14 protein-coding genes and 1 pseudogene are annotated in these 13,467 nt (G+C 45.9%); 2 read left to right on the top strand and 13 right to left on the bottom strand.

All coding sequences use genetic code 11. The features are described from left to right. The first annotated feature begins 87 nt into the window (after positions 1-87). Positions 88-975: a LysR family transcriptional regulator gene (locus I8U17_RS11565; RefSeq protein ID WP_198059438.1), complete on the top strand. Its 888-nt coding sequence runs from the start codon at positions 88-90 to the stop codon at positions 973-975. Between the two features lie 178 nt (positions 976-1,153). Here I8U17_RS11565 and I8U17_RS11570 read toward each other — a convergent pair whose 3' ends face one another. The 13 genes and pseudogenes from I8U17_RS11570 to I8U17_RS11630 form a co-directional block, all read right to left on the bottom strand. Beyond that, a complete protein-coding gene (locus tag I8U17_RS11570; RefSeq protein ID WP_198056316.1) occupies positions 1,154-2,086 on the bottom strand; it encodes a bile acid:sodium symporter family protein in 933 nt (310 codons plus the stop codon). 91 nt (positions 2,087-2,177) lie between these two features. Continuing rightward, entirely contained in the window at positions 2,178-2,576 is a 399-nt protein-coding gene (gene dhaM, locus I8U17_RS11575) for a dihydroxyacetone kinase phosphoryl donor subunit DhaM (RefSeq protein ID WP_198056358.1), read from the bottom strand. Between the two features lie 24 nt (positions 2,577-2,600). Then, positions 2,601-3,242, bottom strand: a pseudogene (gene dhaL, locus I8U17_RS11580) (dihydroxyacetone kinase subunit DhaL); the annotation flags it as partial. Beyond that, complete coding sequence (gene dhaK / locus I8U17_RS11585; RefSeq protein WP_198056357.1) at positions 3,239-4,234, bottom strand: dihydroxyacetone kinase subunit DhaK; 996 nt, start codon at positions 4,232-4,234, stop codon at positions 3,239-3,241. The gene dhaK and the pseudogene dhaL, both read right to left, overlap by 4 nt. Positions 4,235-4,672: 438 nt before the next feature. Continuing rightward, positions 4,673-5,266 (bottom strand): hypothetical protein, encoded by a 594-nt coding sequence (locus tag I8U17_RS11590; RefSeq protein WP_198056361.1) that lies wholly within the window; start codon positions 5,264-5,266, stop codon positions 4,673-4,675. A 158-nt stretch (positions 5,267-5,424) separates the two neighbouring features. Continuing rightward, a complete protein-coding gene (locus I8U17_RS11595) occupies positions 5,425-5,718 on the bottom strand; it encodes an NTTRR-F1 domain (protein WP_370589248.1) in 294 nt (97 codons plus the stop codon). Between the two features lie 145 nt (positions 5,719-5,863). After that, the gene (locus I8U17_RS11600; protein ID WP_198059440.1) at positions 5,864-6,028 is read right to left on the bottom strand and encodes a hypothetical protein; all 165 of its coding nucleotides are present in this window, start codon (positions 6,026-6,028) and stop codon (positions 5,864-5,866) included. A 154-nt stretch (positions 6,029-6,182) separates the two neighbouring features. Further along, the gene (locus tag I8U17_RS11605) at positions 6,183-7,025 is read right to left on the bottom strand and encodes an aldo/keto reductase (protein WP_198056313.1); all 843 of its coding nucleotides are present in this window, start codon (positions 7,023-7,025) and stop codon (positions 6,183-6,185) included. Positions 7,026-7,529: 504 nt separating this feature from the next. Further along, positions 7,530-8,444 (bottom strand): TauD/TfdA dioxygenase family protein, encoded by a 915-nt coding sequence (locus I8U17_RS11610; protein WP_232331054.1) that lies wholly within the window; start codon positions 8,442-8,444, stop codon positions 7,530-7,532. Positions 8,445-8,487: 43 nt separating this feature from the next. Further along, positions 8,488-9,294, bottom strand: coding sequence for an ABC transporter ATP-binding protein (locus I8U17_RS11615; protein WP_370589249.1), 807 nt, complete (start codon positions 9,292-9,294; stop codon positions 8,488-8,490). Positions 9,295-9,314: 20 nt separating this feature from the next. Beyond that, positions 9,315-10,352: a taurine ABC transporter substrate-binding protein gene (locus I8U17_RS11620; RefSeq protein ID WP_198059442.1), complete on the bottom strand. Its 1,038-nt coding sequence runs from the start codon at positions 10,350-10,352 to the stop codon at positions 9,315-9,317. Positions 10,353-10,411: 59 nt separating this feature from the next. Then, complete coding sequence (locus tag I8U17_RS11625; RefSeq protein ID WP_370589250.1) at positions 10,412-11,140, bottom strand: ABC transporter permease; 729 nt, start codon at positions 11,138-11,140, stop codon at positions 10,412-10,414. Positions 11,141-11,517: 377 nt separating this feature from the next. Then, positions 11,518-12,516, bottom strand: a complete 999-nt coding sequence (locus I8U17_RS11630; protein WP_198056310.1) for a right-handed parallel beta-helix repeat-containing protein — start codon at positions 12,514-12,516, stop codon at positions 11,518-11,520. A 376-nt stretch (positions 12,517-12,892) separates the two neighbouring features. On the opposite strand from I8U17_RS11630, the gene I8U17_RS11635 reads away from it, so the two are divergent. Continuing rightward, a complete protein-coding gene (locus I8U17_RS11635) occupies positions 12,893-13,336 on the top strand; it encodes a MarR family winged helix-turn-helix transcriptional regulator (RefSeq protein WP_198056309.1) in 444 nt (147 codons plus the stop codon). Positions 13,337-13,467 lie beyond the last annotated feature (131 nt).

Raw genomic sequence — 13,467 nt, forward strand, 5'->3', positions numbered from 1 at the left:
CATAACGCTTTCTTTTTCATTAGTAAAATGAATTGTTATAATGATATACATGAATAAAATTGATTCTTAAAAAGGGAGAGAACGGAATTGACACTCGCGCAAATGGAAGTCTTTCTGAAAGTCGCACAAACTGGGAGTTTCACCAAAGCAGGGGAAGAACTGGGATTGTCCCAATCTGCCGTAAGTCACGCGCTTGCAGGGCTGGAGTCTGAACTCGGTTTTCTGCTGATTCATCGCAGCCGCGCGGGAATTCAAGTGACGCCGAACGGGGAGCGCATGCTTGGCTATATCCGGCAAATTTTGCGAGCGACGGAACAAATGAAACAAGAAGCAGCCCAACTCACCGGTTTGCAAACGGGAATCGTTCGGGTCGGTACCTTTCCCAGTGTTTCCACCAAGTGGCTCCCCCCGATCCTGAACCAGTTTCAAAGCCGATACCCTGAGATCGAAGTGAAACTGCATGAAGGCGGTTATGACGAAGTGGAAAAGCAGATCCGGACGGGGGCTGTCGATCTCGGCTTTATCCCGGTTAGCAAAGAGCAAACGGATTACGATATGGAAATGTTGAAAAACGACTGTTTGGTGCTTCTTCTTCCGGCCGGCCACCCTTTGCACCTCCATCCCTCCCCTGCCATTGAACAAATTGCGGCAGAGCCTTTCATTCTGCCCAAAAAAGGTTGCGATCTTCATATCAAAAAACTGTTCCGGGAAAAAAATGTGCAACCCAATATCCGTTTTGAAATGGAGAACGATGAGGCCATCGTGGCCATGGTACGGGCAGGACTGGGAATCAGCATTTTGCCGGAGATGACCCTCCCCCTCGACATGACCGGCGTTCACCGTGTTTTAATGGGGGAAGAAATATATCGAACCATCGGAATTGCCACCACCTCAAGGGATTCACTCTCTCCGGCAGCCAAAAAGTTTTGGGAAACGGTCACTGCCTGGGTCAAGGAAAACGGAAAAAACACCTGAGAAAGTCCCCTCTTCCCTTCCCATTTTGCGTATAGATTACATCCAGGACCGAAAAGATGCACCGGTCATACCAAAAAAATTTCATAACAAAACCCCTGCCTTCAGCTGTGGCAGGGGTCTCCATGCCGACTCTATTTCATCCGCCAAAAATTCATAGACTGATTGTACGACCCGTTCTTTATTCTTTTTTATCCCTCATACGGCTGAAAACAAAGGCGAGGATCGAACCTGATATGTTGTGCCATACACTGAAAATTGCACTGGGTACGGCAGCCAACGGTGAGAAATTCGCCGTTGCAATCGCTACACCCAATCCGGAATTCTGCATCCCTACTTCCATTGCCACGGCCTTTTGTTTTGCCAAATCCATTCCGCACAGACGGGAGAGGAAAAAGCCCAGCAGAAAGCCCAATACATTATGCAAAATCACCACAGCAAAAATCAACGGCCCCGTAACAGCCAGCTTTGCCTGACTGCCAGCCACGACTCCTGCAACAATGATCACAATCGCGGCGGCAGAGACGAGCGGCAGGGCTTTTGCACTCGCTTCTGCCTGTCTACCAAAGAATTTCTTAATGATAAATCCCAGAGCCAACGGGATGATCACGACCTGAATAATCGAAACAATCAGTGACCAGATATTGATCTCCACCCACTTACTCGCAAGCAAATAGATCAGAAACGGAGTGACAACAGGGGCAATAATCGTGGAAACTGAGGCGATGGACACAGCAAGGGCGACATCCCCCCGGGCCAGAAACACCATCACATTGGATGCTGTACCACTCGGACAGCACCCTACCAAAATGACGCCAACAGCCACCTCCGGCGGCAGATGTAATCCCCATGCCAATAAAAATGCTAACCCTGGCATAATGAGATAATGACAAAGCACCCCGATCGCCACATCTTTTGGCCGGCGAAAAACTTCTTTAAAATCGGCTGCCGACAATGTAAGTCCCATCCCAAACATGACAATTCCCAACAGGGGAACGACATAATCCCCGATCCATATGAAATCGCCTGGGAACAAATAGGCAATCACCGAAAAAAGAATGACCCAAAACGTAAAAGTTTTTCCTGCAAACGCGCTGATTTTTTCTATAAACATCCCAAAAGTCCCCTATCTATCATGTATGCTATCGCAATTAACCTGCGCCCTTTCGGGTGGATATCTTTCAGTGTACCGTCCGGATGGATGCCTATATTTTCACCATTGACTTGGCTTTTCGCGTTACCTCGATTACCTGATCCAGGCTGGACCCACACCCGGACTGCACCACAGCCGCATAGGCACCTTCCACCAATGGCGCATCTGCGATATGAACCTTTGTGATGTTTTCTTCCGCCAGCCGCTCGATCGCCAATTCGGTATTGATCAGGGCACTCCCCAGATCAAAGAGGACAACCACACCTTTATCGGAATAAACCGATCTTATCGCATTTTGAATCTTGTCTGCACTCGTGCCAAGTTCCTCCTCATCCGTCCCCCCCGCATAAGCGACGGGAACATGGGAACTCAATTGGGAAAGCAGCTTTTTTAACCCCTTGGCTAACTCATGGCTGTGAGAAACAATAACGACTCCGACATATTCCGCCATGCCGTCCTCTTTTGTTTGACCCGCATCCCTGTTTTCTTCAAGGATTGAACACAGGGCTTCAAACAACAGGAAAGATGAAACGGCACCGGGGTCCAAATGCCCGATTGACCTTTTTCCCAAAAAGGAAGCACGTCCTTTCCGGGCTTCCAGCTCCTTCGTATTTTCCATTTGTTCTCTGGCAAAGGAAACCAGTTCATCGGCGTTGAGCTCGTTTCCTTTTTGCTGAATATACCGGGTGACCGGTTCCCAGACGTCCAGCATGGTTTTGTCGCCAACCTGTGATTTCCCTCTCAGTTTGATGCCGTTTACAGATTCTTGCAAGGCTTGCCCCAATTCACTGATGGTGATTTCCTCTTTCCCTTTCAATACCTGCCCTGCTTTTATGAACGCAGTGCCATATAAAGGACCTGAAGCGCCCCCCACCTTGGAAACAAGCACCATTCCGATATCCTGCAACAATTTCCCGATATCGTGACAGTCTGTCTGATGGATTTTCTCAATCACTTCTTTGAAACCTTTGGACATGTTGATGCCGTGATCCCCATCGCCGATCGCCTGATCAAGCCTGGTGAGATACTCTTTCTGCTCATCCAATCGAATATTGGCCAAATTCATCCATTTGATAATATGATCAGATTTAATCAACGGCTTTTTCCTCCTTGTCATTTTTTCCAGGCAATGGTATCGGCAGGTGCTTCAAGTAGCTCAATCAGTTGATCATCCAGTTTGAGGAGCGAGATGGAACATCCGGCCATTTCGATTGCCGTCATATATTCGCCTACATATGTGTCGTAAACGGAAATATCCTTGCTTTTTAAGATTTGGGATACTTTCTTGTGCAGAATATACAGCTCCATCAACGGAGTTCCGCCAAGACCGTTGATCATCACCGCAACCCGGTCCCCTGCGGTTAGTTTCAGATCGTCCAGAATCCGGGACAAAAGGATTTCGGCGATTTCATCGGCTGTAGCCATGGCAGTCCGGTAAGTTCCCGGTTCTCCGTGGATGCCGATCCCGATTTCGATTTCCTGTTCCCCAATTTCAAAACCGGGTTTTCCAACGGCTGGAACAGTACATGGAGTCAATGCGACTCCGATGCTGCGCACATGTTGAATCACCTTGTTGGCCACCTGTTCCACTTCTTTCAGGGAAGCTCCTTTTTCAGCAAGGGCGCCGGCAATTTTGTGGACAAAAACCGTTCCCGCGATTCCTCTGCGTCCTTGAGTAAAGGTACTGTTCTCAACCGCAACATCATCATTTACAATCACCTTGGCGATTTGAATCCCTTCGGCTTCTGCCAGTTCGGCCGCCATCTCGAAGTTCATCAAATCCCCTGAGTAGTTTTTTATGATCAACAATACCCCTTTTCCGGCATCCACAGCTTTGATCGCTTCAAGGATCTGGTCGGGCGTGGGGGATGTGAAAACTTCTCCGGCTACGGCTGCATCGAGCATGCCGCTCCCGACATATCCGGCATGCGATGGTTCATGTCCACTTCCGCCTCCGCTGACCAATGCGACCTTGCCTCCATTCGGGGCATTGGCACGAATCAGAACATTGGTCCCCGTCAGATTTTTCAGTTTGTCGGGATGAGCCAAAACCATGCCATCAATCATGTCACGCACCACATGTTCAGGGTTATTAATCAGTTTCTTCAAGTCAATCGTCCCTTCTCCAGGATTCATTAAAATTTTTCCATCGCCAGCCATTTGGTTTTTATATCTCAATTTCATAATAATTATGGGATTTTCTAATTTATTTGTATCATATATTCAACTTCTCTGCCATTTTAATGTGATTCCGCCCCCGGGACAAAGGATTTCCCCGGCAGATCAGCAAAAGGCATGAAATCAAAAAGTTTTTCGGAATCATTTCTGCCACCGGCTGGGATCTCCTTTCCCAATCTTTATGCAGGAGAGAGAGAAGACTTCAGGAAATCCCGGCTTATTTTCACGAGCCATACCCATCACAAAGAGAAAGCATCCCCCTGACCCCTCAGAGGGATGCTTATTAGGCATCAAGGATTTGGGTTTGTGTCCATGCACGAATCACTGATGGCAGAGATTCATGCAAAAGGAGAGTCTGAAAGAGAAGCGTTAACCAATTCTGTGAATCAGCAGCGAAGCAGACAAAACCGTGGCTCCATCAATCGTATTGGTCAAGGTATCATCCGTGGCTCCGATATTGCGCAACGAAATGCCTGTTGACTCTGTAATGTCAAGAATAGTAAATCCGGTAACCTGATTGCTTTGACCGATGGCATTGGTTGATCCATAGTCTGAAGCAAGTACCGGGGTACCTGTATCACTGAAGACGAGGGAATAAGCGGCAGCTTGTGTAGCAGCATCGGACAGGGTAACTGCGTATTCAATACGGTATTGTCCAGGTGTGTTGATAGTGACAGTGGCCGATGGAGGAGTAAAGGTGAAATCCGCTGTGGCTGTCGGGTTTGAGTTATTGAAAACAACATCATCTCCAGATGCCACTGTTTGTGTCACATCGCTGAATACCTGCAAAAATGCTGGGGCAGCTCCTGCTCCTGTCGCTCCTGTGGCTCCTGTTACTCCCGTTGCTCCTGTTGATTCGGTTACTCCCGTTGCTCCTGTTACCCCAGTTGCTCCGGTGGCCCCGGTTGCTCCTGTCGCTCCGGTTGCTCCTGTAATTCCGTTTTCATAGCCTGAAGTCAGCAAAGCAACATCATCTATTAAGATATCCGTACTCCCCGGCTACGGCAAAGTATTGACCAAGATGAATGCATAAGCAGTACCTGCTGGTGCAGAAACAGTCGTTTGGTAGACTTCAAGCCATAAATTGTTTGTAATCTCTGGTATCCGATTAAAGAGAATATTTAAAAACCGGCCCTCCTCCAAAAAATTAAACGAGCTATCAAATGGGCTTGAACCGGCGGGGAGGGTAAAGATGAGACTTTGGCTAAGGAAACAAAGAACTCATAGCTGCCAGGGTTTACCGGAACTATCTGAGCGATATAAGAAACGATATTCCCACCTTGGAGTCTGACCGAATAAAAATCAGAATGTGCATACTGACTAGTGACTACGGCATTCATAGACACCCAAGGTGCTATTGTACCTGTTTCAAACCTTCCATTGATTACAATATTTTGGATCGACAGTCCCAACACCTCACTTTGATGACAATTCTTTGATCCATCACGGATTCATGATTTAATCAGAAGATAAATTTACAAACTGCTTTTGTCTCTTGTTAACAAGCAGATATGTATAATATTTTTATTCAACAAGATAGAAAATGGCTCATACACTCGGCTATTCGACTTCCTGATTCTCGATAATCAACCGTTCATGATCTGTTTGAAGAAAATCATGTTTTACATCGCTTTGTCTTCCGACAGATCTATTTTGTTGTAAATCCAATAAAACCTCATCCATCCTTTTTGCAAGAATCAAAAATTTATCCCCGTTTAACTTCATTCAGACAATTTCCTCCTGCTTGCTTGGCAACTTTCTGGAGTGCTGAAGTCTCGCAACGTTGATAATAAACACAAAAAACGGCCGGACAAGAACCGTTGATGATTGTGAAAATGCAAACAAGGGATGGAACACTGCCCATCCCTTGCGCTCCTGATCAGAAATCAAAATTGTCAGGATCCGGACCGACCCGGTGATTTTGGTTCAACACGTCAATTCGTTCCATCTCTTCTTTTGTCAATTCAAAATCAAAGACGGACCCGTTTTCGATTATACGATGTTCTTTGGTCGATTTGGGAATTGTCACAACACCATGTTGCAAGTCCCAACGCAGAATGATTTGTGCAACCGATTTGCCGTACCGGTCGGCAATCTCTTTTAGTACCGGATTGTCCAGCAATTGTCCTTGCATTAACGGAGACCATGCTTCAAATTGTATCCCTTGTTCTTTGCAATACTTTCTCAGTTCTTTCTGGGTCAGCCGGGGATGGAACTCCACTTGGTTCACCATGGGTTTGATTTCCGCATCCTTCAGCAAATCTTCCAAATGGTGAATGTGGAAATTGCTGACCCCGATTGCTTTAACCCGTCCTTCTTTGTAAAGAGTCTCCAATGCTCTCCAAGCCTCTTTATATTTTCCTTCCACAGGCCAGTGAATCAGGTACAGATCCAGATAATCCAGACCGAGTTTTCGCAGACTGATTTCATAAGCTTGCAAAGTGGATTCATATCCCAAATCGCTATTCCACACTTTGGATGTCACAAACAATTCTTCCCGGGAAATACCGGCTTGTTCCAGACCTTCGCGAATCCCTTGTCCGACACCTTCCTCATTTTGATAAATGGCGGCAGTGTCCACGCTGCGGTACCCGTACTTGATCGCCGTTTTTACCGCATTGACGAGTTCCGGCCCCTCTTCCACCTTAAACACTCCCAACCCAAGCCAGGGCATTTTCACACCATTGTACAAAGTAGTGGTATCCTGCAAATGTTTCGCCATGAAACAACCCTCCAGCAAGTCTCTCTAAAAAGAGAGTTGATTATAAATATTCCATCTATTGCGAACGGCCGGTTATCCGCCGTTGCACTCCTGCTTTTGCGATCCTTTCCAACAAAGATTCATGTCTGTATCTTCTATGCTTTCCACCTCCTGACCACTTGAATGGCGGCGGTTGCCGGACAGCCACGATCCTTATTATGCATTACCTGCTTCCGATTAGGAAGTACGCACTTTTTTGTGCCATTGTTACTGATTGGTGCGATAGGTACGATTAGGTAACTTAGCGGCCAACGGTGACATTATGGGGATGAAGTCACTCCCCGCACGCTCCCCTTGATCCTCAGGCCTCAAAGCATACGATAAAAAACAGAAACCGGGGCCCCGGAAAACGAACATTCCTTTCCAACAGTTCCATTTCAAAAACAAAACCCTTGCAAAAGCAAGGGTCAACTGGTTTACAAATCAGTTGTCTGGTCAGGGCCACCGCCCGGTTCCTTCGTTCCCTTAAAACGGCCGATCACCGACGATTGCCACACGTTCTGCTTTTCGCGGATGAGGATAATAGTCAGAAACCGCGTAATGTTGGGTGGCACGATTATCCCAAAAGGCGACCGAATTCACCTCCCAATGAAAGCGCACCTGGTACTCGGGTATATGGGCTTGACGAAACAGGTACTGAAGCAGTTTCTCGCTCTCCTCCGGTTCCAGACCGGGAATCCGGGTAGTAAACGCCGGGTTTACGAATAGCGTCTTGCGTCTCGTTTCCGGATGGGTTCGAACAACCGGGTGCTCAACAGGCGGAAATTCTGCCTGTTTGGCAGCCAGCTCCTCCGGGGACAGTAAACGGCTGAAAGAAGGAGTGAAATCATGGAGAGCGGTGAGGCCATCAATTCGTTCCTTAATCTCATCAGGAAGATTGTCATATGCGGCCCCCATGTCAGCCCATAACGTATCGCCTCCAACCGGTGGAACCTCGATCATTCTTAATATGCAAGCTTTGGCAGGATTGGCACGGAAAGTGACGTCGGTATGCCATATGTTCTCGGAACCGGCTTGCTTTTTGTCCCTGGCAAATTGCACGATTTCTTTTGAGTGCTTGTTGATGTAAAACGGGTGTATTTCCAGTTCACCCCACTGACGGGCAAAAGCGAGCAGTTGCTCACTGGTGATTGGCTGATTGCGGAAGAACAGAACCTTCCACTCCAATAATGCCCGATTTAACTCAGCTTGTACCTCTGGTGTGACTGGCTTTGCCAGATCCAAGCCGACGATTTCAGCACCAATGATCGGACTGAGCGGCTTGACTTCAAACAACTGGTAGGGACGCTCCTCCAGGCCTTCCGGCAGACGGCGAAGAATACGCGGACCTTCACGATCTTCACGGTTTTCAAACTTGAGCGGACGGGAATGATCAGACATTTTCATACTCCTTTCAATTGACTATGGCCCGTTGTCGATTTACTCAAGAGCTTCTTATCTTGGAAATGAAATGATCTCTAAGCTCATTAAATTCTTTTAATTCTTTAATCTCTTCCCTTGATTTACCAGGTTGTCGCAACGGATTTAACATATCGACCACGATTCTTCCGGGATTGGGATGCATAACCAAAATCCGCGTTCCCAATAACAGCGCTTCTTCAACATCATGGGTGATAAAAAATATGCATTTTTGCGTTTCTTCCCAAATTCCAATCAGATGTCTCTGCATGTTCTCCCGGGTCAAGGCATCCAGTGCGCTGAAAGGTTCATCCATCAAGATCACTTTTGGATCAGTTGCAAGTGTCCGGGCTATGGAGACTCTTTGTTTCATCCCTCCCGAAAGTTGATGGGGCCACATTTTGGCCGCAGACTCCAGTTCCACCATTTTTAACAGCCTGGAAACGATCTTTTTACGAGCGCTTTTCGGAACAGATTTCATTTTCAATCCAAACTCGATATTTTTTTCAATCGTTAACCACGGGAACAAGTTGTGGTGCTGAAATATGACTCCGACATCAGAATTCGGTTTATTATGCTTTTCACCATCGATGATCACTTCCCCAGTCGTCGGTTTAATAAATCCGGCCAACACATTCAGCAGCGATGATTTTCCGCATCCTGACGGTCCCAATACGCATACGAAATCATTTTGGTATAATTGGAGATTTATATTATCCAGAACATTCGATTTATTGTTTCTGCCATGGTAAGTTAAACTTAAATTCATTACTTCAATCAATGGGGAACTGGTTACGGGTTCCTTGTGTAATACGGCAGATGCGATTGACACAACCTCCCCTCCTTTTTTCCTTACTTGTATAAATCACTTAACAGAGCTTGTTGAAAAGTTTTTAGATCAGGAGAAGACGGGATCGCTTTTTGTGTAACCATAAAGTCTCCGGTATCCTTCAATACTTTTGCCAATTCCCCGGTTTGACCGGATTCTCCAAAGTATTTTTTCTGTTGCGAACCATCCAGCCAAATCATTTGTCGCATCGTTTTTAAGCTTTCTGCCGGAGAAATCCCCAGTTCTTTAGAAAGTAACTGAGCAGATTGTTCTGGTTTCGTTCGATAATCACCGACTGCTTCATTTAAGACAGATATATATCCCTTAACAATGTCAGGATACTTTTTTAGAAAATCCTTATGAACGATCCCTACTTCAGCCGTGACCACCCCCTTTTTGACCAAATCTCCGGAGGTTACGATAACATTTCCTCCTTCACGAATGAGTTTATCTTGTGTAGGTTGCCAGATATACGCCCCATCTATATCATTTCTTTTCCATGCAGCATAAATATCGGGTGGTTGCATATCAAGAATTGTAATTTTTTCCTTTTCAGGGTTGATTCCCTCCTTTTTTAACGCACCCAGCAGACTGAAATGAGATGTCGAAGTAAATGTCGTCGCGATCTTTTTACCTTTAAGATCTTTAAGCGTTTTGATGCCTGAACTTTTTTTGACCACCAATGCTTCACTATCTCCAATGACGTCATGTACATAAAAGACTTTGTACGGCAATCCTTTGGCAATGCCGATGGCGGCAGGAGGGGTGCCAACGAGTCCGAAATCAATGCTGCCGCTTGCAATTGCGGTATTCACATCCCGTCCTGAATCAAATTGAATCCAATTGATTTTGATGTCTGGATATTTTTTCTCCAGCAGACCTGAAGCTTTGGCTAACAGTTCAGCACTTGGTGAAACTTGGTACCCCAAACGAATTTCTTTCGGTGCCGACTTTGATTGTGATGCTGATGATGTTGCCTGATCGGAACAAGCGGCCGTAAACAGAATCAAGAAAGAAAACAGAATAATAAGTAAACATTTGCTCTTTTTTTGAAAAGACATCCGGGCTTTCCTCTCCTTCTCCTGGTGACATTATTAGAATTTGTTTGTCTGAATGGAAATCAATCCGGGGTTTTGATCCACGGAAATTGACGATGTTGAATCCAGCGAATCAATCCGTCCATGATGACGGCAATTCCTCCCATCAAAATAATTCCCACAAAAATGATATCGCTGCGTAAATACTTGCTTGCATCCAATACCATCCACCCGATTCCGGAAGTGGCCGCTACCATTTCCGCCGCAACCAAAGTCGAATAAGCGACTCCAATCGCTGTGCGAAGCCCGGTAATAATGTCAGGCAGAGAACTTGGAAAAATGATGTAAACCAATACCTTCCACTTTGAAGCCCCCAACGATCTGGCTGCATTGATTCGATCTTGAGGAACCTTCTGCACACTTGATACCGTTGCAATAAACAATGGAGCAAAAGCACTCAGAAATAAGAGCGCAATCTTCGATTTATCATCAATCCCCAGCCACAATACCAGCAATGTATAATAAGCTAACGGCGGAAGAGGTCTGTAAAATTCAATAACAGGATCGAAAATCGCGCGAAAATATTTTGAATATCCAGATATCAATCCGAGTGGAACGGCAGTAATCAGCGCAAGAACCAGCGCCTGAAACAACCTGTTAAGACTGTCAAGAATATGGTTGAATAAAGAAGCCCCTTTGTATCCATTATGTATAAGGTCCAAAAAAGCAATCCACACTGATTGCGGAGAAGGCAGGAAAACAGGATCAATCCATTTCCGCTCCGTACTGATCGCCCAGAAAAAAAAGATCATAACAACAGTAACAACAGACAACACTCTTACGAGCACTTCATTTTTATGGGTATTTTGTCTGCTCAACGATACGGCCCTCCTTTTCCTCTTGTCTTCGTCAAATGCCAGGGCAAACTTCTCCATTCTGATTGCTTTGGGGTGCCTTATGAGGACAACATTTCAGTCCATAAAAAACAAGGAGGTCCCATCACCTGCAATCGATGCAAGGATCTGGACCTCCAGTGGTCTGGTCGGTTCAATAGATTAATTCTTATCAATTTACTTTGTTTTATTATATTAACGACAATGATTCATGTCAACAGAAAAAACGTAAATGGATCTGCTGCATCCGGCAGCGAAACTCAACATTTAAATCATGCCCCTCCACCCCCAAAAGTCTAGTATTGGGTGACATTTCCCCGGTACATATTGCCTTTGGGGCTTCGGATGTTGTTATGCGCTCTGGCGCTTGTCCCGCTGGCTGCGTTGACAACATAACAGGAGGCGTTATCCAGGTAGAGGGTATTGCCGTTAAAATCCGCGTTGAGTCCCCAACCGGATACCTGCTGATGGACTTGGAAAGCATCGGCAATAACCTCATTGCCGTTCCGGTATCCGACATTGGAACTGATTGTGACATCATTCCCTTTCACATCAATAAAACTATCCGCATAATTATCCCCCGTCATGCCTCTGCCATCAAAAATATTTCCGCTGACAACCGTTCCCGTCGAACCTTCCTTGATATCGATATGCTCGGCAGTGACATTGGGCCCGATCGTGTTATTAACGACACGGTTATAATCTGACGCAGGGTTGATCGTTGACCATTTCCCTTTATCAGAACCGACATAGACTCCCTCGCCAAATCCCGGTTGTCCTTTGCCTGTATCATGGATATAGGAGTTTTGCAGCGTGTTGTAAGAGCTGCCGTCACGAAAATGGACTCCTTCATCCCCGATTTGGTAGACTTCCACCGCATCGAGCAAATTATGGTTCGCATGATCCAACATGATTCCTTTTTGCGCATTCGTCACTTTCACGTTTCGAATATTCCAGTAATCCCCGGTGATTTGCAGAGCATAGCCGCTCCCGGTTCCATTCCCTTTCAATACCGCCTTATTAGAAGGATCGGCGCTTTCCAACGTGATCGGAGCGGAAGCAGTGCCACTGGCAGTCGCCTTAAACTGGCCGGAAAAAGTGATTCCGGAGGCCAACACGATCCGGTCGCCAGGCTTAGCGGAAGCCAACGCATTCATCAATTCAGCAGAAGAATCGACCGTGACCGTTGCTGCACGAACAACGCCAAAACCAGGGGCCATGGCGGCAAATAGAGTAAGTATCAGGGCCAAGACAAACAAGCGTGCCACAGGAAGCGATCTTTTAAGGTTAAACATCCCTTTTCTCTCCTTCTCCTCCATGCCTTTGTGCTGATAATTCTGAATCCAACTACTATTTTAGCATGACTTCCTTCTTTACGTTTGCAATAATCCGATATTTTTATACTCTTCATGATGATAAATAAACTCTTGCCTACACTCCGTTACCTCCAAAGGGATCATTGATTTGAAATCCTTAAATCCCGAAAAGTGCTGGCGACGTTGTGTATACTTTTTTTCGTTTTTCGCCGCTGGATGCGCCTGAAAATCACAAGATGTTTTTTTGCAAAAAGCAAATCAACCCTTTAGAATTGTAAAGGAATACAGCTCAAGTTATTAGATAACAAACGCTCATTTCATCGTACCACTACGTATGTTTAAGCAGGTGAAAAAAATGGATCATCTTTCGAAAATAGAGATCGTAAAAAAATGGAGGAGTTTGCACAAAATCTACACCCAAGTACTGCATGAGCTTGAACGTCTCCTGCAAGAAAAACACCAACTCTCTTTAAGCGAGTTTCATGTTTTGCTTATTTTGTCCGAAGCACCCGGTTACCGCATGCGCTTGCAACAGCTCGCCAATGAAGCCGGGTTGAGCCAAAGCGCCATGTCCCGATTGGTTTCCCGTCTGGAAGATGAAAGTTGCGGCTTGCTCAGGAGACACATTTGTGACACTGACCGCCGCGGCGTTTACACAAAATTGACCGAAAAAGGGAAAGAACAGCTCGCAAAAGTTCTGCCAACCTATCAAGAAGTGATCGTCACCTCCTTCGCAAAAAAACAGCATATCGAAACTCTGATGGACCTGTGCACAATCATGAAAAAAACAAATGAATAAAAATAAAAAAAGGCGTCGCAATCGACGCCTTTTTCGAGATTGATGACAAACCCCCCCCTTTTCTTCGGAAAAGGAATGGGGTTTTGTATATTTCTAGGATATATACAGATAAAGTAAACCTGATGTGACCT

The sequence above is a fragment of the Thermoactinomyces sp. CICC 10521 genome (assembly GCF_016055135.1).
In the GTDB taxonomy this organism is placed as follows: Bacteria; Bacillota; Bacilli; order Thermoactinomycetales; family Thermoactinomycetaceae; genus Thermoactinomyces_A; species Thermoactinomyces_A daqus.